The 24,700-nt window shown below is 66.3% G+C and carries 22 protein-coding genes; 7 read left to right on the top strand and 15 right to left on the bottom strand.

Features of this window, described 5'->3' with window-relative positions:
* Window positions 1-20: 20 nt before the first annotated feature.
* From GV044_RS09525 to sucC, 4 genes are all read right to left on the bottom strand, one after another.
* Window positions 21-371, bottom strand: coding sequence for a hypothetical protein (locus GV044_RS09525; protein WP_159868662.1), 351 nt, complete (start codon window positions 369-371; stop codon window positions 21-23).
* Between the two features lie 157 nt (window positions 372-528).
* A complete protein-coding gene (locus tag GV044_RS09520) occupies window positions 529-1,458 on the bottom strand; it encodes an electron transfer flavoprotein subunit alpha/FixB family protein (protein ID WP_159868660.1) in 930 nt (309 codons plus the stop codon).
* Window positions 1,459-1,485: 27 nt separating this feature from the next.
* A complete protein-coding gene (locus tag GV044_RS09515) occupies window positions 1,486-2,235 on the bottom strand; it encodes an electron transfer flavoprotein subunit beta/FixA family protein (RefSeq protein WP_159868658.1) in 750 nt (249 codons plus the stop codon).
* Between the two features lie 238 nt (window positions 2,236-2,473).
* Window positions 2,474-3,673 (bottom strand): ADP-forming succinate--CoA ligase subunit beta, encoded by a 1,200-nt coding sequence (sucC, locus tag GV044_RS09510; protein ID WP_159868656.1) that lies wholly within the window; start codon window positions 3,671-3,673, stop codon window positions 2,474-2,476.
* 188 nt (window positions 3,674-3,861) lie between these two features.
* On the opposite strand from sucC, the gene GV044_RS09505 reads away from it, so the two are divergent.
* On the top strand, window positions 3,862-4,656 hold the full coding sequence (locus GV044_RS09505; protein ID WP_159868654.1) for a 3'(2'),5'-bisphosphate nucleotidase CysQ: 795 nt from the start codon (window positions 3,862-3,864) through the stop codon (window positions 4,654-4,656).
* A gap of 602 nt (window positions 4,657-5,258) precedes the next feature.
* Here the strand turns inward: GV044_RS09505 and GV044_RS09500 are convergent.
* Window positions 5,259-5,933, bottom strand: coding sequence for an OmpA family protein (locus GV044_RS09500; protein WP_159868652.1), 675 nt, complete (start codon window positions 5,931-5,933; stop codon window positions 5,259-5,261).
* Window positions 5,934-6,098: 165 nt separating this feature from the next.
* Here GV044_RS09500 and GV044_RS09495 point away from each other — a divergent pair, with 165 nt between their 5' ends.
* Complete coding sequence (locus tag GV044_RS09495; protein ID WP_159868650.1) at window positions 6,099-7,430, top strand: hemolysin family protein; 1,332 nt, start codon at window positions 6,099-6,101, stop codon at window positions 7,428-7,430.
* A 217-nt stretch (window positions 7,431-7,647) separates the two neighbouring features.
* Here the strand turns inward: GV044_RS09495 and GV044_RS09490 are convergent, their stop codons facing one another.
* The 5 genes from GV044_RS09490 to panC all read right to left on the bottom strand — a co-directional run bounded on the left by GV044_RS09490 (window position 7,648) and on the right by panC (window position 13,446).
* Window positions 7,648-8,058 (bottom strand): DUF3035 domain-containing protein, encoded by a 411-nt coding sequence (locus GV044_RS09490; RefSeq protein ID WP_159868648.1) that lies wholly within the window; start codon window positions 8,056-8,058, stop codon window positions 7,648-7,650.
* On the bottom strand, window positions 8,058-8,600 hold the full coding sequence (lspA, locus tag GV044_RS09485) for a signal peptidase II (protein ID WP_159868646.1): 543 nt from the start codon (window positions 8,598-8,600) through the stop codon (window positions 8,058-8,060). The genes GV044_RS09490 and lspA overlap by 1 nt, the downstream gene beginning before the upstream one ends.
* Window positions 8,597-11,458 carry an isoleucine--tRNA ligase gene (ileS, locus tag GV044_RS09480; RefSeq protein WP_159868644.1) on the bottom strand — a complete coding sequence of 954 codons (2,862 nt, stop codon included), beginning with the start codon at window positions 11,456-11,458 and terminating at the stop codon, window positions 8,597-8,599. Before ileS ends, lspA begins: the two co-directional genes overlap by 4 nt.
* A gap of 219 nt (window positions 11,459-11,677) precedes the next feature.
* Window positions 11,678-12,445: a CsgG/HfaB family protein gene (locus GV044_RS09475; protein WP_159868642.1), complete on the bottom strand. Its 768-nt coding sequence runs from the start codon at window positions 12,443-12,445 to the stop codon at window positions 11,678-11,680.
* Between the two features lie 143 nt (window positions 12,446-12,588).
* Window positions 12,589-13,446, bottom strand: a complete 858-nt coding sequence (panC, locus tag GV044_RS09470) for a pantoate--beta-alanine ligase (RefSeq protein WP_159868639.1) — start codon at window positions 13,444-13,446, stop codon at window positions 12,589-12,591.
* A 109-nt stretch (window positions 13,447-13,555) separates the two neighbouring features.
* Between panC and GV044_RS09465 the strand changes: the two genes are divergently transcribed.
* The 3 genes from GV044_RS09465 to pgmG are packed head-to-tail and all read left to right on the top strand — an operon-like array spanning window position 13,556 to window position 16,123.
* On the top strand, window positions 13,556-14,377 hold the full coding sequence (locus tag GV044_RS09465) for a division plane positioning ATPase MipZ (RefSeq protein WP_159868636.1): 822 nt from the start codon (window positions 13,556-13,558) through the stop codon (window positions 14,375-14,377).
* Between the two features lie 22 nt (window positions 14,378-14,399).
* Entirely contained in the window at window positions 14,400-14,702 is a 303-nt protein-coding gene (locus GV044_RS09460) for a J domain-containing protein (RefSeq protein WP_201299041.1), read from the top strand.
* An 11-nt stretch (window positions 14,703-14,713) separates the two neighbouring features.
* Window positions 14,714-16,123, top strand: coding sequence for a phosphoglucomutase/phosphomannomutase PgmG (pgmG, locus tag GV044_RS09455; protein WP_159868633.1), 1,410 nt, complete (start codon window positions 14,714-14,716; stop codon window positions 16,121-16,123).
* Window positions 16,124-16,258: 135 nt separating this feature from the next.
* Here pgmG and GV044_RS09450 read toward each other — a convergent pair whose 3' ends face one another.
* Entirely contained in the window at window positions 16,259-17,710 is a 1,452-nt protein-coding gene (locus GV044_RS09450) for a BON domain-containing protein (RefSeq protein WP_159868630.1), read from the bottom strand.
* Between the two features lie 336 nt (window positions 17,711-18,046).
* Here GV044_RS09450 and GV044_RS09445 point away from each other — a divergent pair, with 336 nt between their 5' ends.
* Entirely contained in the window at window positions 18,047-20,506 is a 2,460-nt protein-coding gene (locus GV044_RS09445; protein ID WP_159868627.1) for a ligase-associated DNA damage response DEXH box helicase, read from the top strand.
* Between the two features lie 306 nt (window positions 20,507-20,812).
* Here GV044_RS09445 and GV044_RS09440 read toward each other — a convergent pair whose 3' ends face one another.
* The 4 genes from GV044_RS09440 to GV044_RS09425 form a co-directional block, all read right to left on the bottom strand.
* Complete coding sequence (locus GV044_RS09440) at window positions 20,813-21,247, bottom strand: biopolymer transporter ExbD (RefSeq protein WP_159868624.1); 435 nt, start codon at window positions 21,245-21,247, stop codon at window positions 20,813-20,815.
* Between the two features lie 35 nt (window positions 21,248-21,282).
* Window positions 21,283-21,816 (bottom strand): biopolymer transporter ExbD, encoded by a 534-nt coding sequence (locus tag GV044_RS09435; RefSeq protein WP_201299040.1) that lies wholly within the window; start codon window positions 21,814-21,816, stop codon window positions 21,283-21,285.
* A 97-nt stretch (window positions 21,817-21,913) separates the two neighbouring features.
* Window positions 21,914-22,687 carry a MotA/TolQ/ExbB proton channel family protein gene (locus GV044_RS09430; RefSeq protein ID WP_159868618.1) on the bottom strand — a complete coding sequence of 258 codons (774 nt, stop codon included), beginning with the start codon at window positions 22,685-22,687 and terminating at the stop codon, window positions 21,914-21,916.
* An 87-nt stretch (window positions 22,688-22,774) separates the two neighbouring features.
* Window positions 22,775-23,443 (bottom strand): energy transducer TonB, encoded by a 669-nt coding sequence (locus GV044_RS09425; RefSeq protein WP_159868615.1) that lies wholly within the window; start codon window positions 23,441-23,443, stop codon window positions 22,775-22,777.
* A 345-nt stretch (window positions 23,444-23,788) separates the two neighbouring features.
* On the opposite strand from GV044_RS09425, the gene GV044_RS09420 reads away from it, so the two are divergent.
* Window positions 23,789-24,667, top strand: coding sequence for a hypothetical protein (locus tag GV044_RS09420; protein WP_236554828.1), 879 nt, complete (start codon window positions 23,789-23,791; stop codon window positions 24,665-24,667).
* Window positions 24,668-24,700: the final 33 nt, after the last annotated feature.

Here is a 24,700-nt window from a genome sequence, read left to right as displayed (position 1 = left end):
CGCAGGCGTGTTGTACGCACCTACCGTCGGCAACGATCGGTTGGCGCGAGATTGCCGATGTTGGTGCGCGAGGTGCCAAGGATCGCACAGACCTTTCGCCGTACGTAAGCCTCATGGGCAGGCGTGAAGGTACCGCCATCCTGCTCCAGAAGCACATCGGCCTCCTGACGCAGGGCAACAGCACGTCGCAGCTTGTCGGCTCGCATGGAGGGAGTGTCCATCGGGATCTCCGCGAAGCCACCACTCCAACCGAACACCGAGGTTTGATACGTGCTGTAATTGGGTGAGTTCATGCCCTCACCACCAACATTCGTCTGGGCCATGGCGGGGAAACTCAGCAGACAAAGCGCGATCGCAAGAATTGCCTTCATGGTGCATCGTCCTTCAGTCACCCACCGCCAATGATTTGATATCATCAGTAGGTGCCGACAGGAAGGTGTAGAAGCGGCTGATCAGCATGAGCCAGGCAGACGAAAAAGCCCGGCCATCGCTGACCGGGCTTTCGTCATTCTCTGCTGAAGAGCGGCCTTACAGCTTGCTCGTCAGCTCCGGCACCAGCGTGAACAGGTCGCCGACCAGGCCGATGTCGGCGACCTGGAAGATCGGGGCGTCCTCGTCCTTGTTGATGGCGATGATGGTCTTGGAGTCCTTCATGCCGGCGAGGTGCTGGATCGCGCCCGAGATGCCGACGGCGATGTAGACTTCCGGGGCCACGATCTTGCCGGTCTGGCCGACCTGGTAGTCGTTGGGCACGTAGCCCGCGTCCACTGCGGCGCGGCTCGCGCCGACGGCGGCGTGCAGCTTGTCGGCCAGCGGGAAGATGGTTGCCTGGAAGGTCTCGGGGTCTTTCAGCGCGCGGCCGCCGGAGACGATGATCTTGGCGCTGGTGAGCTCGGGCCGCTCGTTCTTGGCGAGTTCGGCGCCTACGAAGCTTGAGAGGCCGGAATCACCGGTGCCGGACACTGCCTTGACCGTGCCTGAGCCGCCGCTGGTCGCCGCCTTCTCGAACGCGGTGCCGCGCACGGTGATGACGAGCTTGGCGTCGCTGCTCTCGACGGTGGCGATGGCGTTGCCGGCGTAGATCGGACGGGTGAAGGTCTTGGGACCCTCGACCGAAAGGATGTCCGAGATCTGCGCCACGTCGAGCAGCGCGGCGACGCGCGGCGCGACGTTCTTGCCGGTGGTGGTGGCGGGGAACAGCACCGCGTCGTAGCCGTCGGCTAGGCCGACGATCAGCGGCGCGACGTTCTCGGCCAGCGCGTTGGCGTAAGCGGCATCGTCGGCGAGCAGCACCTTGCCTACGCCGGCGATCTGCGCGGCGGCATCGGCTGCAGCTTGCGCACCCTGGCCGGCGACGAGGAGGTCGACGTCACCCAGCTTGCCGGCGGCGGTGACCGCCGAGAGGGTGGCGTCCTTGACGGAAGCGTTGTCGTGTTCGACCCAGACTAGCGTCTTCATCTCACAATTTCCTTTCAGGCCAGCGCCTCAGTTGGCGACGCCCATGTCCTTGAGCTTGGCGACCAGCGTATCGACGTCGGGCACCTTGATGCCGGCGCTGCGAACCGCAGGCTCGGTGACCTTGAGGGTCTTCAGGCGCGGGGCGATGTCCACGCCGTAGTCGGCGGCCGTCTTGGTATCGAGCGGCTTCTTCTTCGCCTTCATGATGTTGGGCAGCGAAGCGTAGCGCGGCTCGTTGAGGCGCAGGTCGGTCGTGACGATCGCGGGGAGGGTAAGCTTCACCGTCTCCAGGCCGCCGTCGACCTCGCGGGTGACGCTGACCGCGTCGCCCTCGACCTCGACCTTGCTGGCGAAGGTGCCCTGCGGGCGGCCGAGCAAGGCTGCGAGCATCTGGCCGGTCTGGTTCGAATCGTCGTCGATCGCCTGCTTGCCCAGGATCACTAGGCCGGGGTTCTCGGCCTCGACGATGCCCTTGAGGATCTTGGCGACCGCGAGCGGCTCGACTTCGGCATCGGTCTCGACCAGGATCGCCCGGTCGGCGCCCATCGCGAGCGCGGTGCGCAGCGTTTCCTGCGCCTTGGCCGGCCCGACCGAGATCGCCACGATCTCTTCCGCCGCGCCTTTTTCCTTCAGCCGGATGGCTTCTTCGACGGCGATCTCGTCGAAGGGGTTCATGCTCATCTTGACGTTGGACAGATCGACACCCGTGCCGTCGGCCTTGACCCGCGGCTTCACGTTGTAGTCGATCACCCGCTTGACGGGGACGAGGATCTTCATGCGTTACGGTCCTCTCTGCGGCGCGGCTCGGATTTAGTCGCGCGATTAAACTGGTACGCGGAGGATGCCATTGCGTCCCTTCGCGCTTGCGTCAACCCCTGCCTACGGGTCATCGGCCTTTCAAGGCAGCGCCTTCCTTCCTCGCCTCGACGGGGAGAGGAGCATAACGACGCCCCAGAAACGAAAAGGGCCCGCCGTTGCCGGCGAGCCCCTCTTGTTCAGCGAAAAGGAAAGCGGATCAGGCGACCGCCTTCACCTCCGCGACGATCTTGCGGGCGGCGTCGCCCAAGTCGTTGGCGGGGACGATCGCCAGGCCGGAATTCGCGAGGATCTCCTTGCCCTGCTCGACGTTGGTGCCTTCGAGGCGCACGACCAGCGGCACCGAGAGGTTCACGTCCTTGGCCGCCGCGACGATGCCGTCGGCGATGATGTCGCACTTCATGATGCCGCCGAAGATGTTGACCAGGATGCCCTTCACGTTCGGATCGGACAGGATGATCTTGAACGCCGCGGTCACCTTCTCCTTCGATGCGCCGCCGCCGACGTCGAGGAAGTTGGCCGGGAAGCTGCCGTTCAGCTTGATGATGTCCATCGTCGCCATCGCGAGGCCGGCGCCGTTGACCATGCAGCCGATGTCGCCATCCAGCTTGATGTAGGCCAGGTCGTACTTGCTGGCTTCCAGCTCGGCCGGGTCTTCCTCGGTCTCGTCGCGCAGCGCCATGACGTCGGGGTGGCGGTAGAGCGCGTTCGAATCGAAGCTCATCTTGGTGTCGAGCACCAGGAGGTTGCCGTCCTTGGTCTCCACCAGCGGGTTGATCTCGACCATGTCGCAATCAAGGTCGACGAACGCGGTGTAGAGCTGCTTGGCCAGCTTCTGCGCCTGCTTGTTCAGCTCACCCTCGAGCTTCAGGCCGAACGCGACGGCGCGGCCGTGGTGCGGCTGGAAGCCTTCGGCCGGATCGATGGTGATGGTGTGGATCTTCTCGGGCGTCGAGTGTGCGACTTCCTCGATGTCCATGCCGCCTTCGGTCGACACGATCATGGCGACGCGGCCCGAAGCACGATCGACCAGCATCGAGAGGTAGTATTCCTTTTCGATGTCGACGCCGTCGGTCACGTAGAGGCGGTTCACCTGCTTGCCGGCGTCGCCGGTCTGGATGGTGACGAGGGTGTTGCCGAGCATTTCCTTGGCGTTCGCCTCGACCTCTTCGATCGACTTCGACAGGCGCACGCCGCCCTTGGCATCGGCGCCCAGTTCGGTGAACTTGCCCTTGCCACGGCCACCGGCATGGATCTGCGCCTTCACGACATAGAGCGGCCCGGGCAGCCTCTTGGCGCCTTCGACCGCTTCCTCGACAGAGAGAGCAGCGAAGCCCGCGGGGATGCCGACGCCGTACTTCGCAAGCAGTTCCTTGCCTTGGTATTCGTGGATGTTCATCGAAGTCGCCTTTTCGCTTGCGTTGCGCGGCTGGCAGGCACGAGTCTGCGGGCGCGCAGGGGAGGAACTTTGTGCAATGCCGCATAAGGGCATCCGCCGCGCTTGAAAAGGGCTGCTCTCCTCCCGATTAGGACAGTGTGGTTTTCGCAAAACGCAACTCGATAATCGCCCGGCAATGATCGACCCCCATGATCGATAGGGCGCGCCTGGAGGCGATCGTGCGCGAAGCCGGGCGCATCGCGCTCGATGCGTGGCCGGGCGACGGCCACGCCTGCGAGGTCTGGGACAAGCTCGACACCAGCCCGGTTTCCGCCGCGGACCTGGCGGTCGACACCTTTCTCAAGCGCGAGTTGAAGGCGCTGTTGCCCTCCGCCGGATGGCTGTCGGAGGAGACCGCGGACGATCCCGCGCGCCTCGCAGGATCGCTGATCTGGCTGGTCGATCCGATCGACGGCACGCGCGACTTCGTGCGGGGCCGCCGCGGATGGGCGATCTCGGTTGCGCTGGTGAGTGCGGGGCGCCCCTTGCTCGGGTGCCTCTACGCCCCCGTGCGCAGGCGCGAGGACGGTGGCGAGCTGTGGCATGCAGAAGCAGGGCAGGGCGCCTGGCGCAACGGCGAGCGGCTTGTGGCGACGACGCGAGTCGACCTGCCGGGTGCGCGAGTGCCGGCGAACGCGGTGATGAAGGAAGATGCCGACCTCGTGACGGTGGAGCAGCCCAACTCGATCGCGCTGCGCATCGCCATGGTCGCAGCCGACGAGGCGGACCTTGTCGCCACGCTGCGGTGGGGTTTCGAATGGGACATCGCCGCCGCCGGACTGATCGCCCGCGAGGCGGGGGCGGCGGTGACCGATGCCTTTGGTAACCCGCTCAACTACAACAAGCGCGATCCGCGTGCATTCGGGGTCCTGGTGAGTTCGCCGGCCATGCACGAGGCCGCGGTGGCGCGGCTGGCCGAGCGGGCGCGGCGGATGTCGGTTTAATGTTTGAGTTCAGCTGCTGGCGCTAGGTTGCGTGCTGCTGTCCTCCCCGGCACGGGGAGGGGGACCACCGCAGGTGGTGGAGGGGACTCTCGGCATGACGCTAGGTTCGCGGCGGGTTCCGGCAAGCGCAGCTTGAGTACGCGAGTCCCCACCACCACCAGCTACGCTGGCGGTCCCCCTCCCCGATCCGGGGAGGACAAGCGCCTGCGCCCGCCGGCGAGCACGGGATAACGCCAGAATTGAAGTCACGGCGCTGCGGCCGGCGAGGTGCCTGACACGACAGGCTTGGCTGAGGTTCCATCTTGCGAACGGCCGGCGGAGGAAACTGAGCACGCCGAACTCGGCCCTGGGTTCGCGAAGCGCCGGCGGCTAGGGCTCGCAGCTGACCGCCGGACTGCTTGGCTTCGCAAATTGGTGGTGTTCCCGTCGGAACGGCCGACCGCTGGCGCGGGGTCTGGTGAGGCAAACGTCTCTGCCGCTTCCGCACCCGCCGTGATGCTGGCGCAGACCGAAGTCTGCTCAAGCTGCTGCGGCATGTAACCTAAATGGTTCTAAATGTCAAGCCCGGGTCGACGTGTGCCGGCCCGGGCTGATGGCGCCTCTTACCGCGCCCGCTGGACGTCGTCCTGGCTCACCGGCGTGATCTTCACTTCCACGCGGCGGTTCTTGGCGCGGCCCTCAGCGGTGGCGTTGTCGGCGACTCGATAGCTTTCGCCCATGCCCTGCGTTTGGATGCGCGCGGAGGAGACGCCGCGGCTGATCAGGTAGCGGGCGACCGCATCGGCGCGGCGCTTCGACAAGTCGAGGTTGTAGGCGTCCGATCCGGTCGAATCGGTGTGGCCGTAAACGTCGATCAGGCTGTCCGGATACTGCACCATGCTCTGCGCAACCTTGTCGAGCGAAGCCTGAAATGCGGGGCTGATCTCCGTCGAATCGACCGCAAAGGTAACGTCAGGCAGGTTGAGCAGGATGCCATCGCCATTGTCGGACACGTCGATGCCCGAGCCGGCGGTGGATTCGCGCAGCTCGCGGATCTGCTTGTCCTTCTGGTAGCCGATGGCGCCACCGGCGACGCCGCCGATGCCGGCGCCCAGGATGCGCGCGGTCTTGCCGCCGATCACGCTGCCCAGCAGGTAACCCAGGCCAGCGCCGCCGACACCGCCGATGGCGGTACGCGAAACTTTTCGCTCGCCGGTGTTGGGGTCGGTGACGCAGGCAGAAACGGTGATGAGGGAGAGTACCGCGGCGGCGGAGGTGAGCAGGCGGGTAGTCTTCATGGTTCAGGCCCTTTCCTTATCTTCGGCGTGCGCCTCGGTCCGTGCAATTGTGCACGTTAACGCCGTCTGGACGATAGGCGCGGAACGGATTGCCGGGCTTTCTGTTCCGCATGAGCCACCAGCGCGCTTCGCGCCGCGGCTATTGTCTGCTAGCGCGAGATCATTGTGACGCCCTTCCCCTGGACCGATCTCCTCATCATCGCCGCACTGATCCTGGTGAACGGCCTTTTCTCCATGTCCGAGCTGGCGATCGTCTCGGCCAAGCCGGCCCGTCTGCGCGCTGCCGCCGACAAGGGGAGCAAGGCGGCCGCCACCGCCATGTCGCTGGCGGAGGATCCCGGCCGGTTCCTCTCCACCGTGCAGATCGGCATCACCCTGATCGGCATCGTCGCGGGCGCCTACTCGGGCTCCAGCCTGGGTGGTCCGGTGGGTGAGCGGCTCGTGGCGCTGGGTCTGCCGGCGCGGTATGGCCCCGAGGCCGGCTTCACGTTGGTGATCATCGCCACCACTTACGCCAGCGTCGTCGTCGGTGAGCTCGTGCCCAAGCAGCTGGCGCTGCGCACCGCCGAGCCGGTCGCGCTGTTGATGGCACTGCCTATGGCGTTGCTGGCGCGCGTGATGGGCCCGTTCGTCTGGCTGCTCGATCGCTCGTCCGCGCTGATCCTGCGGCTGCTCTCGGTACGCCGCGGCGGCGAGGACCAGCTGACGGCCGAGGAACTGCACATGATCTTCGCCGAGGCCACGCGCACCGGCGTGATCGAGGAGGGCGAGCGGGCGATGATGGCCGGCGTCATGCGCCTTGCCGACCGCCCGATCCGCGAGCTGATGACGCCCCGGCCCGAAGTGCACTGGATCGACGCCGCCGCCACGCAGGAGCAGTTGCTCGCCCGCATCGCCGACACGCCGCACGCGCTGCTGCCGGTGGCGGAAGGCTCGCCGGACAATGTCGTGGGTGTGCTGCGGGTGCGCGAGGTGCTCGCCGCCATCGTCGAGGGGCGCCCTGCCGACATCGCCGGCATGATGCGCCGCGCCGAGGTCATCCCAGACCAGATCGACGCCATGGATGCGCTGAAGGTGCTCCAGCGCGCCGAAGTGCCGATGGCGATGGTGCGCGACGAATACGGCCACCTGGAAGGCCTGGTGACGCCGAGCGACGTGCTGGCGGCGATCGCGGGCGATTTCGTCAGCCACCAGGACGAGGGCGACCACCCGATGCTGGTCGAGCGCGAGGACGGCTCGCTGCTGATCTCGGGCGCGATGCCGGCGGATACTCTGGCGGATCGGCTCGGTCTGGAGCTGCCGGAGGACCGCGAGTTCGCGACGGCGGCGGGCTATGTGCTTGCCGTGCTCAAGCAAGTGCCGACCGAGGGCGAGCACTTCATCGAGCAGGGCTGGCGGTTCGAGGTGGTCGACATGGACGGCCTGCGCATCGACAAGCTGCTGGTGTCGAGCGAACGCGGCGACGACGATGGCGACGGAGTTGCCGGGGACGAGTGAGGCCGAGCCTTAGTCGACGTCACTTGCCCTCTCCCCTTAAGGGGAGAGGATAGCGAAGCTTGCTCCGCTAAGAGCTAGCGTAGCTCGGAGAGGGGTTTCCGACGCACGAGAGGGCACAAACCCTCTCCAACTTCGTCTAGGCTCTACGAGCCAAGCCTGCGTATCCTCTCCCCGTCCGGGGAGAGGGCAACCGTGCCTCAAGCCGTTTCGATCGGGCTTACGCCCCGACAGCGGCCTGCGCGCTCTGGCCGTCGCCTTCGGGTGCGGCGAGGATCTGCTGGGTCACGCGGCCCTTGGCTACGGTGTGCGTGCCGTTGTCGCCGACGGTCGAGCGGATCGACGGATCGGACGTGCCGGCAAGACCGAGCGCACTTGTCTCGACGTCGCTGCGCGCGGAGGGGCCGCCGAACAGCGCGTCGAGCGTCTGTCCCTGCAGCGTCTCGTCGGTCGGGCGGGGCACGCCCTGCTGCGGCGGCTTGAGCGCGAAGTCGGGCGGGACCACCAGCGGTGACTGGCGCTGCACCGCGAACTCGTCCGGACGGTCGCGGTTGAACAGGCCGGTGCTGCCGCAGCCCGAGAGCGCAGTTGCGCCCAGCACAACCAGGGCCAGTTTCGAGACGGTCTTCATCAGTTCAACTCTCCGGAGGCGGGCTCGGCCTGCGCTACATGCTCGGGCTTTTCGCGCGAAAGCAGGGAGCGGGCAAGGATTATCAGGACGCCGATGGTGATGGCGGCGTCGGCGAAATTGAAGATCAGGAACGGCCGGATCTCGCCGAAGTGCAAGTCGGCATAGTCGATCACGAAGCCGTGCTCGTGCCGGTCGCGGATGTTGCCGGCCGCGCCGCCAAGTACCAGCGCGAGCGGCAGCACGTCGGCCAGCAGGCGCTCGCGCAGCATCCACACGGTGACGAACAGCGCGATTGCCGCTGTCGCCGCGATCAGCAGGAATCGCATTTCCACCGACCCTGCGGTGAGCAGGCCCAGCGAGATGCCGTAGTTCTCGGTCCAGCGGAAATCGAAGAAGGGCAGCACCTCCACAACGCGCACGTTGTAGAGGTTCAGGCCCTTGTCGACCCAGATCTTGATGCCCTGGTCGATCGCGAACACCGCCAACGCCAGCACGAGGCCGATCGCGCGGTTGCGCCAGGCGCGTTTGTCGTCGACGGTCATGCGGCAGGTTCCAGCGTGCTCACGACATCGTCGCAGCGGGCGCAGAGGGCGCCATCGTCCTGAACCTCAGGGAGATGGCGCCAGCAACGGCCGCATTTGTTCATCTCGGTGGGCGCGACCGCCACGGCCTCGCCTTGGCTGCGCGAGACTTGCGCGGTGATGAACAGCTCGGCCAGATCGGCATGAGGGGCGCTCTCGGGCACGGTGACTTCGGCGGCGAGGCTGGAGCCGACGATCTTCTCGCGGCGCAGCGGCTCGATCGCTTCGGTGACCTGCTGGCGCAGGGCGCGCAGGCTCTCCCAGCGGGCGAGGTCGGCATCTGCACCCGGAATTTCGGGCCATTCGAGCAAGTGGACGCTGTCGGCGCCGGGGTAGCGGCTCTGCCACACTTCCTCGGCGGTGAAGACCAGCACCGGCGCGGCGTAGCGGATCAGCGCCTGGAACAGCGTGTCGAGCACCGTGCGGTAAGCGCGGCGCTTCGGGTCCGTGGCGGCATCGCAGTAGAGGCTGTCCTTGCGGATATCGAAGAAGAACGCCGACAGGTCCTCGTTGCAGAAGTCGATCAGCGCGCGGACGTAGGCGTTGAAGTCGAAGTCGGCGACCGCTGCTTTCAGCGTCGCGTCCAGTCGCCCCAGCAGCGCCAGCACGTAGCGCTCCAGCTCGGGCATCTGTTCGACCGGCAGTGCCTCGGCGGCGTCGTAGTCGGCGAGCGCGCCCAGCATGTAGCGGAAAGTGTTGCGCAGCTTGCGGTACTGGTCGGCGACGCCCTTGAGGATCTCGTCGCCGATGCGGTGGTCCTCGGTATAGTCGACGCTGAGCGCCCAGAGGCGGATGATGTCGGCGCCGTTGGTCTCCATGACCTTCAGCGGGCTGACTGTGTTGCCCAGCGACTTCGACATCTTGAGGCCCTTGGCATCCATGGTGAAGCCGTGGGTCAGGACTGCGTTGTAGGGCGCCCGGCCCCGGGTGGCGCAAGCTTCTAGCAGCGAGGACTGGAACCAGCCGCGGTGCTGGTCGGAGCCTTCGAGGTAGAGGTCGGCCGGCCACGACAGCTCGGGCCAGCGGCCGCTTTCGAGCACGAAGGCGTGGGTGGAGCCGGAGTCGAACCAGACGTCGAGAATGTCGGTGACGCGCTCGTAATCGTCGGCGTTATACGCGTTGCCGAGGTACTCCTGCGCGCGCGCATCGCTCCAAGCATCGACGCCGTCCTGCTTGACCGCGGCGATGATGCGGGCGTTGACCTCGGGATCGACGAGGTAGTCGCCCGACTTGCGGTCCACGAACAGCGTGATCGGCACGCCCCAGGCGCGTTGGCGGCTGAGCACCCAGTCGGGCCGGCCCTCGACCATGGCGCCGATGCGGTTGCGGCCCTTCTCGGGGACGAAGCGCGTGTCGGCGATGGCTTGCAGCGCGGTTTGGCGCAGAGTCTCGCCTGCTCCTTGTTCGCTGCGGATCTCGGCCTCGGCGGCGCAGAGCGGCGCCTGGCGATCGACCGGGCGATCCATCGGCACGAACCATTGCGGCGTGCAGCGGTAGATCACCTTGGCCTTCGAGCGCCACGAGTGCGGGTACGAATGCTTGTAGTCCGCCGATGCCGCCAGCAGCCCGCCCGCCTCGGCAAGCGCGGAGCAGATCGGCCCGTCGGGCGCGTTGAACTTGGGGTTGATGACCGAGCCCTGGCCGCCGAGCCAGGGCCAGTCGGCGCGATATTTGCCGTCCGCCTCGACGACGAACTTGGGGCCGATGCCGTGCGCCTTGCACAAGTCGAAGTCGTCCTCGCCATGGTCGGGCGCCATGTGGACGAGGCCGGTGCCGCTGTCGGTGGTGACGAAGTCGCCGGGCAGCATCGGCCGCGGCTCGGCGAAGAACCCGCTGAGGTGGTGCATCGGGTGGCGGACGAGCGTGCCGGCGAGGTCGGAGCCATGATGGAAGCTATCGACGCTCCACACGCCGCGGAATTCAGAACTCGCCTGTCCGCGCAAGATCGCGTCAGCGCGACGCTGGAATCCGGAAACGAGATCGGTGGCGACTAGGTATCGGCCTAGAACCTGGCCGTCATGATCCCGCAACACGGTCAACGCGTAATCCACGCCAGGCCCATACGCGAGCGCCTGGTTCACCGGAATCGTCCAGGGCGTCGTAGTCCAGATCACCGCATGTGCGCCGACCAGCTCCGGCACCGGGCTCTCGATGATCTCGAACGCCACGTCGATCTGGGTCGAGACGATGTCCTCGTACTCGACCTCGGCCTCGGCCAAGGCGGTTTTCTCGACCGGAGACCACATCACCGGCTTGGCGCCGCGATAGAGTTGGCCGCTCTCGGCGAACTTTAGCAGTTCGGCGACGATCGTGCCCTCGGCCTGCGGGTCCATCGTCAGGTAGGGCTTGTCCCAATCGCCGTTGATGCCGAGGCGCTTCAACTGCTCGCGCTGGACGTTGACCCACTCGGCGGCATAGGCGCGGCATTCGGCGCGGAACTCGACCCGGTCGACCTGGTCCTTGTCGAGCTTCTTCTTGCGGTACTGCTCCTCGACCTTCCACTCGATCGGCAGGCCGTGACAGTCCCAGCCGGGCACGTAGGGCGCGTCCTTGCCCAGCAAAGTCTGGGTGCGCACCACCATGTCCTTGAGGATGTGGTTCAGCGCATGCCCGATGTGCATGTCGCCGTTCGCATACGGCGGGCCGTCGTGGAGGATGAACTTCTCGGCCCCGGCGCGGGCTTGGCGGGTCTTGGCGTAGAGGTCCTGTTCATGCCAGCGCGCCAGAATCGCCGGTTCCTTCTGCGGAAGGCCGGCTTTCATCGGGAAGTCCGTCTTGGGCAGGAAGACGGTGGATCGGTAATCGCGCTCTTGGGTCATGACCGACGCGCCTTAGCGGCGTGCGGGGCGCGGCGCAATTTATGGTTGGAGTGGCGGCCGATCCGAGAGCAGGCTGTCGCTGCGGCCAAAGTAAACCCATCTCCGTTCGTGTCGAGCGAAGTCGAGACACGCTGGCACAGCGCTCGCGTGTCTCGACTTCGCTCGACACGAACGGGTGTAGGGGGTGAACAGGAGGAAGCTCTCCCGTCCCGCCAGAACTTACTTCGCCGGCGGCGCCGCGGCGGAGGCGTTGGCGGGCAGGCCGCCCAGCTGGCTCACCAGCTTGGTGTAGGCGTCGAGATAGGCGAGCACGATGATCTGCCCGATCTGCGTGTTCTGGTAGCCGCCGCCACCCGCTGCCGCGAAAGTGCCGCCGAAGAAGCCGCCGCCACCGCCGCCGAAGCTCACGTCGCTCTTGCGCGCATAGCCCTCGGTCAACGCTTCCTCGACGGTGGTGCGCGCGTTCACGATCGAGAGGGTGACGTTCGCCTCACCCTTCTTGACGTTGAGGCCGCCGGCGATCGCGCCCAGGCCGTGGCCGAACATGCCGCCGATGCCGCCCAAGACCGCGCCCATGCCGCCGCCGCCCGAGTTGTTGTTGGTCGAGACGATGTCTGGCTGCAGGAAATAGTCCGCCGCCTTGACCTGGCCCTTGCCCAGGTTCGACCCGCCCTGCAGCTCGCCATCATCGGCCAGCGCGCGCTCCATCGAGCGGCTCTGCATCGAGCGGCCGCGGTTGACCATGGTGAAGCAGCCGGACTTCTGCACGAACACGCGCAGGATCGCCTCGGGGCTGCCCAGGCTGAGCTCGCGCCACCACTGGTTGTCGGGCTCGACGATGGCGACGGTGCCCAGGTTGCGCGAACAGACGGGAATCGCCTGCGTACCCTGCGCCTGCAGCTTGCGGCCAGACGACTGGTCGGCCAGCGCGGCGTTGCTGGTGAATGCGGCGCCCGTAACTGCAACGGCGGTAATGAATTTCTTCATGAACTGGACCCCTCCTGCTTTGCCGTCATTATGACGGCACGCCGCAATGCCCGTCGCGGCGCCGCCTCTTACTTGCGCAACTGGCCGCTGCAAACAAGCTATTCTGCTCAAGGGTGTGAAGGGAAGGATCGGCTGCTGACTTGTCAACTCGGCGCCACCGCCATGTTGTCGATCAGACGCGCCTTGCCGATCCGCGCGGCGACCAGCAGCCGCATCGGCTTGTTCGAGCGCGCGGGCAGCACAGACAGGTCGGCGGCATCGCACAGCTCCGCGTAGTCAACCGAAAGGAACCCGCTCGCCAGCAGGGTGCGTGCGAGCCCGGACAGGGCATCGTCCAGCGCGACGCCGCTTTCGATCTCGACGATCGCCGCGCGCATGGCAGTGGGCAGGGCCACGGCAGCGGCACGCTGCTCGGGCGTGAGGTAGGCGTTGCGCGAGCTCATTGCCAAGCCGTCCGCCTCGCGCACCGTGGCCACGCCATGGATCGCGTCGGCATGGGGCAGCACGAGGTCGAGATCGCGCGCCATGCGGCGGATGACGGCAAGCTGCTGCCAGTCCTTCTCGCCGAACAGCGCCAGATCGGGGCGCACCTGGTTGAATAGCTTGCACACCACGGTGGCGACGCCATCGAAGTGTCCGGGCCGTGCGGCGCCGTCCAGGCCTTCGCTGACGCCGGAGACCGCAATGTTCGTCGCGAAGCCCGCCGGGTACATCACCTCGACGCCGGGCGCCCAGACGAGGTCGACACCCTCGCCGTCCAGCAGCGCGCAGTCGCGCTCCAGCTGGCGCGGATAGGCGTCGAGGTCCTCGTTGGCTCCGAACTGGAGCGGATTGACGAAGATCGAGACGACGACCCGTGCCGCCCGGAGTTTCGCCTCGCGAACCAGCGTCAGATGGCCGTCATGCAGCGCGCCCATGGTGGGCACCAGCGCGATCGCGCCGTCGGTGCGGAGCGACTCGACTGCGCTTCGCAGTGGATCAAGGGTGTGGATCAATTGCATTGCGGCGGCGCGCTCCGATATGATGTCGGCAGGATCGGACTTACAGGTTGCGCGCTGTGCCGCGTAGCTTTCGAGCCGGCAACGATTTTAGGTATCCAGGGAAAAGACCGTGACAGCGCACCGCATCGTCTTCGCCAACGAGAAAGGCGGCACCGGCAAGTCCACCACCGCGGTCCACGTGGCCATTGCGCTCGCCTATCAGGGCGCACGCGTGGCCTGCATCGACCTCGACCATCGCCAGCGCACGCTGTTCCGCTACATGGAGAACCGGCTCGACACCGAGAAGCGGCGCGACATCGCGCTGCCAGGCACGCGCTTCACCTACTACGACGGCGAGAGCGTGGAGGAGCTGGAGGAAATCGCAGCCGAGATCGGTGCCGACCAGGACTTCCTGCTGTTCGACACGCCGGGCAAGGACGACCCGCTCGCCCGCTACGTCGCCACCACGGCCGACACGCTGGTGACGCCGCTGAACGACAGCTTCGTTGACTTCGACCTGATCGGCCAGGTGGAAGGTGAGACCTTCAAGGTGAAGAAGCTCTCCTTTTACGCCGAACTGATGTGGGAAGCGCGCAAGAAGCGCGCGCACTCGACCATCAACGAGGCGAAGCGCGACCTCGATTGGGTGGTGGTGCGCAACCGCACGCAGCAGCTGCAGGCGCGCAACATGAAGCGTCTCGACGGCGCGTTGCAGGAACTGTCCAAGCGCGTGGGCTTCCGCATTGCCGGTGGTCTGTCCGAGCGCGTGATCTTCCGCGAGCTGTTCCCGTCAGGCCTGACGCTGCTCGACAAGGGCCAGTTGGGTGACCTGGGCACCAGCCACCTCGTCGCGCGTCAGGAGCTGCGCGGCCTGGTGGCCGGGCTGAACCTGCCAGTGCCGACCCGTCCTGCGGTTGTGGACGAGCCCGACCTCGCTGTCGCGGCCGAGTGAGCGGCCCGAAAGGCATCGGCAAGTGATCAAGCTGGTCATCCTGGCTGCGTTGGCGGCGGTGGTGTGGAAGATGGTGACGGGGCGCTGGCCCTGGCAGCCCAAGGCGCTCACCGGTCCCTCGGTGCAGGAGCGGGTCGGGCAGCAACGGGCAAGCACGCTGCTGGGCGTGGCGCCCGGCGCGGGGCGGCAGGACATCATCGAGGCGCACCGCCGCCTGATTGCCCAGGTCCACCCTGACCGGGGCGGCAGCAACGAGCTCGTCCACGAGGCGAATGCCGCGCGCGACCTGCTGCTCGCCGCGCTGCCTCCGCACGCCGCGGACTGATCACGCCGCGCATGGCTCACGCGTTCGATCCCACGATCCTGCGCGAGTACGACATTCGCGGCGTATTCGGCACGACGCTGGGTGTAGAGGATGCCTGCGCCATCGGCCGCAGCTTCGGCACGCTGGTCGCGCGGAGCGGCGGTTCCAAGGTGGTGGTGGGCTACGACGGTCGGATCAGCTCGCCGATGCTGGAGAGCGCGCTGATCCAGGGTCTTGTCGCCAGCGGCGTGGATGTGGTCAGCGTGGGGCTCGGCCCGACGCCGATGCTGTACTACGCCGAAGCCTCAATGGAAAATGTGCAGGGCGGCATTCAGATAACTGGCAGCCACAATCCCGCCGATCACAATGGCTTCAAGATGGTACTTGGCGGGCGGCCGTTCTTCGGCACGCAGATCCAGGCGCTCGGCGCTATGGCGGCCGAAGGCGACTGGGATGACGTTGCCGTTTGCGGCATTGTCACGCAGGCCGACGTGCTGGACGCCTATGTCACCCGCGTCCTCCGCGGCCTCGACGGCTTGGCTGCCGACAAGGTGAATACGCTCAGGGTCGGCTGGGACGCGGGCAATGGTGCCGCCGGCCCGGCCCTGGAGCTGCTGACCAGCCGCATGCCAGGCGAGCACCACTTGCTCTTCACCGAAGTCGACGGAACGTTTCCCAACCATCATCCTGATCCTACCGAGGAAAAGAACCTCGCAGACCTGCGCACCCTGGTCGCGGAGAAGAACCTCGATTTCGGAGTCGCTTTCGACGGCGATGCGGACCGCATCGGCGTGGTCGACGGCCAAGGACGGGTGATTTGGGGCGACCAGCTGCTCGGCATCTTTGCGCAGGACCTGCTCCGCGAGCTGCCCGGCGCCACCGTGATCGCCGACATCAAGGCCAGCGGCGCACTGATCGACACGATCGCGGCGCATGGCGGCGTGCCGCTGATGTGGAAGACCGGGCATTCGCTGATCAAGGCCAAGATGCAGGAGACCGGCGCGCCGCTCGGGGGCGAGATGACGGGCCACGTGTTTTTTAAGCACGGCTACTACGGCTTCGACGACGGGCTCTACGCCGCCGTGCGCCTAATCGCTGCCTCGCTGCGCCTGGGCCGGAGCGTGACGGACCTGCGTGGCGCCATGCCCGAGATGTTCAACACGCCGGAGCTGCGGTTTCAGGTCGACGAGAGCCGCAAGTTCGCAGCGGTGGAGGAGGTGCGGGAACGGCTCGCCAAGACCGAGGCCGAGGTGGTCGACATCGACGGCGTGCGCGTGACCACCGCCGATGGCTGGTGGCTGCTGCGTGCCTCGAACACGCAGGACGTGCTGGTCGCCCGTGCCGAAAGCGAGACGCGCGAGGGACTGGAGCGGCTGCTGGCGCAGATCGACAAGCAGCTGGCTTTGTCAGGATTACAGCGGGGAGAGCAGACCGGGCATTGACCGGTTCGCGGCTTGCGTGTCGGGTCGAAGTGCAAGCGGCGGCTTCAACGTCATAACTGCCAGCTGCTCCATTCGCACCCAAAGAAAAGGGGAGCCGCGAGGCTCCCCTTCCTTCACTCAGGCGTTGGACGCGCCTCAGCTGGTCTTGTCGCTCGTGCGCGACGTGCTGCCCACGCCTGCGGTCGCCGTCGAGCCGATGCCCTCGGTCGTGTTGGCGCCGCCGGTGCTCGACGTGGTCGACGAAGGTGTGGTCGTCGACGTGCTTCCCGTGGTCGAAGCCGCGGTGCTGCCACTCAGGCCCGAGCTGCTGCCGGATGAGCCGGTCGTGCTCGAGCCAAGTCCGGCAGTCTGCCCGGCACTCTGGCCATAACTCGAGCTGCTGGTGCCGGCGAGGCCGGACCCGCTCGAACCATAGCTGCTGCTGCTGGTGCTGCGATCCTGCACCCGCAGGTTGTTCTGCACGTGCTTAACGCCCGAGATGTGCTCCACGCAATCCTCGGCGCGGCGCTTGGCGTCGCGGCTCTCGACCGTGCCGTCGAGCGTCAGCTCGCCATCCTTGACGCTGACGGTGATGTGGCTGGCGTCCACATGGTGGTCATGCGTCAGGTGATCGTTGGCGTCCTCGCGGATGCGCTCGTCGGAACGGGTGTAGTTCGACGGTCCGCGTCCGCGGTGGCTCTGCTGCTGGCCATAGCTCTGGCCCTGCTGCTGATCCTGGCGGTGATCCTGGTCACGGCGGCGCGAGGCGTCCTCGTTGCCGAACCAGCTGGCGACTTCGTCGCTGGCGCGTTCCAGGAAACCGCGGCTTTCGCCATACTGGCGCCAGCTGCCGTAGTCCTCACGTCCGCTGCCGCCCGAGCGATTGCTGCGGCCCTGGCGGTCCTCATCGTCGCGGTTCAGCCACGCGCCGACTCCATAGCTCGGACGATAGGACTCGCTCGACCGTGCGCCGCCAGAGACTCCGCCGCGATTGGAGAAGTCGCGGCCGCCGTAGTCCTCGCTGGTGAAGCTGCCGAAGTCGTTGCCGCCGCTGGCATCGTAGTCGCGGCCGGCATAACCGCGGGTCGCGGAGTTCTGCTGCCCTTGCGAGCTCTGCCAGTCGCGCCCTTGTCCATAACCGGCGCCGCGGTCGTGATCCGGGCCGTAGCCGCCACGCGCCCGTTCGTAGTTGCGCGAGGCGTCGCGCTGGTCACGGCGCAAGTCGGCGTCGTTCAACTGTCCGCGGTAGTTGGAACCGCCGCGGTGATCCTGCGACGCGCCGCGGCTGAAATCCTGGCTTCGGCCGTAATTGCTGCTGCCGTAATTGCTGCTGCCATAGTCGCCGCTGCCTTGCTCGCGGCTTCCAAAGTCTCCGCCGCCTTGGCTGCCCTGACCGGAGAAGCGGTAATCGCTTGAGTGATCATCGCTGCCGCCGCGCTGGCTGCTGTCCTGCTGCCAGTCGCTGCCGTGCTGGCGGGAGCTGTCGCTCTGCCATTGGTTGGCTTGGCCGGACTGGCCCGAATAGTTGGGCGAGTTGGACTCGCTGCGGTACCCGCCGCCCTGCTGCTCGCTGCGGCCATAAGGGTTCTGACGATCGCGTTCACTCATGGGATCTCTCCATTGCTCGGGTGCTCGGGAGCGGGACTGTCGTGCCCGAAGGCGGACACGTGTCCCGACCCCTCCCAGTGAAGCTACAACGCGGCGGCTGGGCGATTTGGTCCACCGCTGGGCGCAAGGTGTGCTCAGCCGGGCGCAACATAAGTTGTTGTTACATCGTAGCTGGTGCGGACCTGCTTCGAGAGCCGGCGACATGCCTTGAATGCTCAGCATGGCTGCTGAACGTCGAGCCCGTGCGCACTCCTCTCCCCGGCGGGGAGAGGAGGCAGCGCTGCCCTGTCGACCCCTTGCCTTGTCTCAGCGCCGGCCTGTCGCCACCTTGCCAAGATGCCCGCAACCTCCCTCCCACCCGAGATCGAAGCTTGGTTCGCAGGCCGCGGCTGGAGCGCGCGGCGGCACCAAGTGGAAATGCTGGAGGCGAGTGACGCCGGGCTCCACTCCCTGCTGGTCGCCGACACTGGGGCGGGCAAGACGCTCGCGGGCTTCCTGCCGACGCTTGCCGCCTTCTGCCCCTCGCGTCTCGATGGCGCACCGGTGCCGGATGGCTTGCACACGCTCTACGTCTCGCCGCTAAAGGCACTCGCGCACGATGTGCAGCGCAACCTGGTAACCCCGGTCGAGGAGATGGGCCTGGGCTTGCGGGTCGAGACCCGCAGCGGAGACACGCCTTCCGACCGCAAGGCTCGCCAGCGCGCGCGTCCGCCGCATGTGCTGCTGACCACACCCGAATCGCTCTCGCTGCTGCTGAGCTATCCGGAGGCGGCGACGCTGTTCGCCGGCCTCAAGCGCGTGGTCATCGACGAGATCCATGCCTTCGCCACCGGCAAGCGCGGCGATCTGCTGGCGCTCGCGCTGTCGCGGCTGCAGGCGCTGGCGCCAGAGATGCAGCGCGCCGGGCTTTCGGCCACCGTGGCAGTGCCGGAAGAGTACCAGGGCTGGCTCGCGCCTTGGGGCGACATCGACAGCGTCGCGCTGGTCCAGGGCGAAAAGGGCGCCGATCCGCACGTCGCCATCCTCCTGCCCGAGGAGGAGCGCATCCCCTGGAGCGGGCACGCCGCGACCTGGGCAATCCCACAGCTCTACGCGCAGATCAAAGCTCACCGCACCACACTGATCTTCACCAACACGCGGTTTCTGGCCGAGTACATCTTCGAGTGGCTGTGGGACGCCAACGACGACAACCTGCCGATCGGCATCCACCATGGTTCGCTCTCGAAAGAGGCCCGCCGCAAGGTAGAGGGCGCGATGGCGCGCGGCGAGTTGCGCGCGCTGGTCTGCACCGCCAGCCTGGACCTGGGTGTCGACTGGGGCGACATCGACCTTGTCGTGCAGATGGGGGCGCCCAAGGGCTCCTCGCGCCTGTTGCAGCGGATCGGGCGCGCCAACCATCGGCTCGACTGTCCAAGCAAGGCGCTGCTGGTCCCGGGCAACCGCTTCGAATTCATCGAGGCGATGGCAGCGCAGGAAGCCGTCGAGCTCGGCGTGCGCGACGGCGAGGACTTTCGCCCCGGAGGACTCGACGTGCTTGCCCAGCATGTCATGGGCTGCGCCTGCGCCGGGTCGTTCCGCGAGGAGGACCTGCTGGCCGAAGTGCGCAGCTCGCTCGCCTACGCCTGGATCGACGAGCCGATCTTCACGCGCGTCCTCGATTTCGTGGCGACCGGTGGCTACGCGCTGCGCTCCTACGACCGGTTCAAGCGCATCGTGAAGGACCGCGACGGCACCTGGCGCCTCGCGCACCCGGAGCACGCCGCGCGCCATCGGCTCAATGCCGGGATCATCGTCGATTCCGAGATGCTGGAAGTGCGGTTCCGCAATGGTCGCTCGCTGGGCAAGGTCGAGGAGATGTTCGGCGCCAGCCTGAAGCCGGGCGACACCTTCCGATTCGCCGGGATCGACCTCGAAGTCGAATCGATGAAGGACCTGGAGCTGGTGGTGCGCGCGGCCAAGAAGTCGGCGACGATCCCCAGTTACACCGGGCTGCGGCTGCCGATCACCGGCACCTTGTCAGAGCGCGTGCGCGAGATGCTGGCGGATCGCGCCGGGTGGGCGCGCTTCCCGGACGACGTGCGCGAATGGCTGGAGGTGCAGGACTATCGCTCGCACTTGCCGGTGCCGGGGCGGCTGCTGGTCGAGAGCTTTCCGCATCGCGGCGTGGAGTACACCACGTACTACACCTTCGAGGGCTGGAACGCGAACCAGTCGCTCGGCATGCTGCTCACCCGGCGGATGGAGGACCGCGGACTGGGGCCGCTGGGCTTTGTCGCGACCGACTATACCCTGGCGGTGTGGGGATTGGAGCCGGTCGAGGATCCGGTAGACCTGCTCTCGCCCGACATCCTGACGCACGAGTTCGTCGACTGGGTGCAGCAGTCGCACCTGCTGCGCCGCGCCTTTCGCGAGGTGGCGGTGATTTCCGGCCTCGTCGAGCGGCAGCAGCCGGGCAAGAAGAAGTCGGGCAAGCAGGTCACCTTTTCGACTGACCTGATCTACGACGTGTTGCGCAAGTATGAGCCCGACCACCTGCTGATCCAGGCCGCCTGGGCGGACGCGCGGGCTCGGATGACAGATGTGGGCCGCGTGGGCGACGTGCTCGACCGCGCGGCGAGCCAGATCGACCACGTGCATCTCGACCGCATCAGTCCGCTTTCGGTACCGGTGATCTCGATGATCGGGCGCGAGAACCTGCCGTCAGGCGCCGCGGACGATGACTTGCTGCTGGAGGCGGAGAGCTTGGCCTCGCTGGCGATGCGGGTGGATCCGGCGGTGGAGGTTGAGGGGGATTAGGCCTCAACAGAGTTACGGAAAGGAAGGGGATTGCGCGTAGAGCCGCAGAGCAAGAGAGAAGGCAGGAGGAGAGGCGGTGCGTGCGGCGAAGCCGCCCTCATGTGGGCCGGATAGCTAGCTCGAAAGCAAATGGGTCTGCGGCCGGCCTCCTACTTTTTCTCTCTGCGCCTCTGCGCGAGATCTTCTCATTCTTCCTGCCGTTGAACCTGCGCTCCGCGCGAAACGCCTTGACAGCGCGGGCCAAAAGAAAAGGGGCGGATCGCTCCGCCCCTATGAGGACCCTTTCGGGTGCTTGTCCGGTTCAGCTTACTTGTTGAACTCGGAGAACTGCTCGTTGCCGACGAAGCCGAACTTGGTGACCTGCGAGGCCTTGATGATCTGCAGGACCTTGGCCGACAGGTCGTAGCTGGCGCCGCCGTCGGGCTGGAACTGGAGTTCCGGCTCGGTGGCGAAGGTCAGCGATTCCTTTAGATTGTTCACCAGGATCGGACCGTCGATCTGGGTGCCGTTCCACAGGATCTTGTCGTCCGGCGTGATCACGACCTTGTTCTTGATCGGATCGACCGGCGGTGGCGTCGAACTCGGCGGCGTGGCGACCGGCAGGTCGATGTCGATCGAGTGGGTCGCCACCGGGATGGTGATGATGAACATGATGAGCAGCACGAGCATGACGTCGATCAACGGCGTCGTGTTCATCTCCATCATCGGAGAGCCGTCGTCCTTGCCGCCTGACATTGCCATGGGGAAGTACTCCTAGTTTCTTGTTCTGTGACGCGTCAGGCGTTCGGGTCGACGGGGTTCGAGATGAAGCCCACGGTCGGGTAGCCCGAGACCTGCACGTTGTAGATGGCACCGGCAATGCAACGCCACGGGGCGTTCTGGTCGCCGCGGATGTGGACCTGCGGGATCGCATCGGGGTTGTTCTTCAGCGCCTCCGGGCCGCCCTCACGCTTGACGATGTCGTCGAGGCGCTTGAACGCACGGTCACGGAGTTCTTCCGAGGTGACCGGGGTGACGTTGTTGAAGTAGACCCGGCACTCGCCGTTGCGCGAGGCGCCGGTGAAGCCCGGCTCGCCGGCTGCACGGCCGCCGTCGTCGGTGGTCGAGACGGTGAGCAGCAGGTTCTCGACCTTGTCCTTAGATTCGGTCGATTCAATGATCGGAATGCGCAGCTTCTCGATCGTCTGGATCGCGACCGGAACCGCGATCAAAAAGATGATCAGGAGCACCAGCATCACGTCGACGAGCGGCGTGGTGTTGATGTCGGACATCGGTGTTTCTGCACCGCCTCCGCCCGTAGAAATCGCCATAGTCTTGTCCTAATTCCTAGCCCTGGGTCCGAGGCTCAGCTCGGGAGCAGGTGCGAAGGGACGCGCATGCCCACCCTTCGCACCTGCAGCCGGTGTCTTACGACTTGACCGGAGTGGCGGCGGGCTTCGCCGGAGCGGCGGTGGTCTTCACCGGTGCAGCGGCAGCGACCGAAGGCTTCACCGCACCACGCGAGGTGATGTTGGCGAGGACGTCGTTCGAGAAGCCGGTCAGCAGCTCGGCGATGCGCTTGTTGCGCGCCTGCAGGTAGTTGTAGGCGAGCACCGCGGGAACCGCGACGAGCAGACCGAGCGCGGTCATGATCAGAGCTTCACCGACGGGACCTGCGACCTTGTCGATCGAGGCCGAACCGGCAAGGCCAATGGCGATCAGAGCACGGTAGATGCCGACCACGGTACCGAACAGGCCGACGAACGGCGAGGTCGCACCGACGGTGGCGAGGAACGGCAGGCCCGAGGCGAGACGTGCGTTGACGGTCGCTTCCGAGCGAGCGAGCGAGCTGTGCATCCAGTCGTGCGCTTCGAGAGCGTCGGTCATCTTGGCGTGCTGCTCTTCAGCCGACAGGCCATCGTCGACGATCTGGCGCCATGCGCTGTTCTTGTCGAGCTTGCTGGTGCCTTCGCGCAGCGTCGGCGCCTTCCAGAACGTCGAGCGGATCGCGTTGTACTGGCGCAGGATCTTGGCCTGCTCGAAGTACTTGGTGAACAGGATGTAGAACGAGCCGAACGACATGATGCCCAGGATGATCACGGTCGCATAGGCGATGAAACCGCCCTGCTGCAGCGCTTCGACAAAGCCGAACTTGTTCTGCGGTGCGCCTTGGGCCCCAGCGGCGAGAAGGTTGATAAGCATGCGGTTTGATCCTCTTGAAACAGAAACTTGCTGAGTGAATGTGCGACACGGGCGGCCCGTGCCGCCCGACAAGTCACGGGAAGCGGATTACTCTGGAATGACCCAGCGAATGCGGTTCGAGTAGCTGCTCTGCACCGGCTGGCCGTTCTGCATGGCCGGCTTGAAGCGTGCGCGGCGCGTCACGTTCTTGCAGGTTGCGTCATCGAGTTCGGGCGTGCCGCTCGAGCTCGTGACAGTGCAGTCGACCACGCGTCCATCGGTGCCCACAGTGACGCGGAAGCCGGTGGTGCCGGTCTTCTCCTCACGCAAGGCGCGCTGCGGATAGTCGTCCGGGGTGGCCCACGATGCCGGATTGCCCTTCGGCTGGACGGCCGAAGTCGGACCGGTGGGAGCCGGGGGTGCAGGCGGTGCGGGCGGAGCCACGATCGGCGGGCCGGCCAGCACGACCGGCGGAGCCGGTGGCGGCGCGACCGTGACGGTCTGGATCTGCGGCGGCGTCGTCGCGACGTTGATCTTCACCGGAGGAGCGACCGGCGGAGGCGGAGCCTCAACCTTCTTCTCCGGAGGTGGCGGTGGCTCCTCCTTCTTCGGTTCGTCTTCCTTGATGTCTACGGTCGTCACCTTCTGGACCGCCTTTTTGTACGCCTCATAGGCCAGACCGGTGACGAGCGCGTAACCAACGAAGATGTGTATCAGCGCAACAATGACGATCGCGGTAATCTTGTTACCGCTCATCGTTTGGTCAGCGTAAGCCATTCAGATACATCACTCCATCTAACAGGGCCCGGGCAAGCCCGGGGGAGCCCACGGATGCCGCCCCTGTGGCATCCGTGAAGAAACAATCTATTCCACCCTGACGACAAACGACCCGCTCTACCAGAGCGTAATCGCCCCTGGAGCAAACCGCGGGGACGTTTTTTTGCTGTCATCCCCGATTTTGCGCAATTGTTAGCGGCGAAGGCCACCTGGCGCAACGCTCTTTCGGCCTGCCTTCTGTTAACTTTCGATTCAGTAGCTGCCCGGTGGATAGTGGGCTATCGATTTAGCGGAGCCATGCGGCTGTGGCATGACATGCGCCGCAGATTCACGGAGAATGCTTAAATGATGTCTCCCCGACGCCGCCTGGCGGTGGCTTTCTTCGCCGCTATAATTCCGGTGCTGTCGGGTGCACCAGTCGCCGCGCAAGTGCCGGCCCCTGCTCAACGGCCTGCCGCCTCGGCACCGGAGGCGCTGACTTACGCGGATATGGCGTCACTGGCCGATTCGGCGCCGCTGGTGGTGCATGCCCGGCTTCGCAAGCTAGTGCGCGTCGAGGACGAGCGGATGCGACCCGCAAGCCCGGGCACCGCGCGCTTCTATGTCCAGGCGGAGACGCGGGCGCTGATCACCGGCAGCAGTCCGATCGGCCAGGCTTTCGCGTACCTCGTCGACTTGCCGGTCAGCGCCAAGGGCAAGCCGCTCGCGCGCAAGAAGGACGAAGTCATCCTGTTCGCGCGACCGGTGCCGAGCCGCCCGGGCGAGCTGCAGCTGGTACGACCCGGCGCCCAAGTCGCCTGGAGCGAGGCGACCGAGGCGCGGCTGCGCACGATCATCACGGCGCTGCTCGCGCCTGATGCGCCCGCGCGGGTGACGGGCGTTCGCGAACTGATCCACGTGCCCGGCACGCTGGCCGGCGAGGGCGAGACGCAGATCTTCCTCAACACTGCCGACAGTTCCGCCGCCAGCGTGACGGTGCGCCACCAGCCCGGTCAGCCGCCGCAATGGGGCGCGTCGTTCTCCGAACTGGTGGCGGAACTCGGCAGTCCGCCGCAACGCGACACGCTGGAGTGGTACCGGCTCGCCTGCGCGCTGCCGGCCATTGCGCCGCCCGAGGCGAACTTGTCGGAAGGGCAGGCCTCGCGCGCGATGGCGGAGGCTGACTATCGCTTCGTGGTGAACGCGCTCGGACCGTGCCGGCGCACGCTTGAATCGAGGCAATAGCCGCTGGTCATCGCGCGTGGCCTCGCTTAGGGC

The sequence above is a fragment of the Novosphingobium sp. 9U genome (genome assembly GCF_902506425.1).
GTDB lineage: Bacteria > Pseudomonadota > Alphaproteobacteria > Sphingomonadales > Sphingomonadaceae > Novosphingobium.
This window is presented reverse-complemented; position numbering and strand designations above follow the sequence as displayed.

Coding starts and splice junctions, on each gene's coding strand:
- GV044_RS09435 (WP_201299040.1), bottom strand. CDS start 21,816: ATGGCGATTTCTACGGGCGGAGGCGGTGCAGAAACACCGATGTCCGAC.
- GV044_RS09505 (WP_159868654.1), top strand. CDS start 3,862: ATGATCGATAGGGCGCGCCTGGAGGCGATCGTGCGCGAAGCCGGGCGC.
- GV044_RS09500 (WP_159868652.1), bottom strand. CDS start 5,933: ATGAAGACTACCCGCCTGCTCACCTCCGCCGCCGCGGTACTCTCCCTC.
- GV044_RS09440 (WP_159868624.1), bottom strand. CDS start 21,247: ATGGCAATGTCAGGCGGCAAGGACGACGGCTCTCCGATGATGGAGATG.
- lspA (WP_159868646.1), bottom strand. CDS start 8,600: ATGACCGTCGACGACAAACGCGCCTGGCGCAACCGCGCGATCGGCCTC.
- sucC (WP_159868656.1), bottom strand. CDS start 3,673: ATGAACATCCACGAATACCAAGGCAAGGAACTGCTTGCGAAGTACGGC.
- GV044_RS09420 (WP_236554828.1), top strand. CDS start 23,789: ATGATGTCTCCCCGACGCCGCCTGGCGGTGGCTTTCTTCGCCGCTATA.
- pgmG (WP_159868633.1), top strand. CDS start 14,714: ATGGCTCACGCGTTCGATCCCACGATCCTGCGCGAGTACGACATTCGC.
- GV044_RS09525 (WP_159868662.1), bottom strand. CDS start 371: ATGAAGGCAATTCTTGCGATCGCGCTTTGTCTGCTGAGTTTCCCCGCC.
- GV044_RS09445 (WP_159868627.1), top strand. CDS start 18,047: ATGCCCGCAACCTCCCTCCCACCCGAGATCGAAGCTTGGTTCGCAGGC.
- panC (WP_159868639.1), bottom strand. CDS start 13,446: ATGCAATTGATCCACACCCTTGATCCACTGCGAAGCGCAGTCGAGTCG.
- GV044_RS09450 (WP_159868630.1), bottom strand. CDS start 17,710: ATGAGTGAACGCGATCGTCAGAACCCTTATGGCCGCAGCGAGCAGCAG.
- GV044_RS09520 (WP_159868660.1), bottom strand. CDS start 1,458: ATGAAGACGCTAGTCTGGGTCGAACACGACAACGCTTCCGTCAAGGAC.
- GV044_RS09430 (WP_159868618.1), bottom strand. CDS start 22,687: ATGCTTATCAACCTTCTCGCCGCTGGGGCCCAAGGCGCACCGCAGAAC.
- GV044_RS09425 (WP_159868615.1), bottom strand. CDS start 23,443: ATGGCTTACGCTGACCAAACGATGAGCGGTAACAAGATTACCGCGATC.
- ileS (WP_159868644.1), bottom strand. CDS start 11,458: ATGACCCAAGAGCGCGATTACCGATCCACCGTCTTCCTGCCCAAGACG.
- GV044_RS09515 (WP_159868658.1), bottom strand. CDS start 2,235: ATGAAGATCCTCGTCCCCGTCAAGCGGGTGATCGACTACAACGTGAAG.
- GV044_RS09475 (WP_159868642.1), bottom strand. CDS start 12,445: ATGAAGAAATTCATTACCGCCGTTGCAGTTACGGGCGCCGCATTCACC.
- GV044_RS09490 (WP_159868648.1), bottom strand. CDS start 8,058: ATGAAGACCGTCTCGAAACTGGCCCTGGTTGTGCTGGGCGCAACTGCG.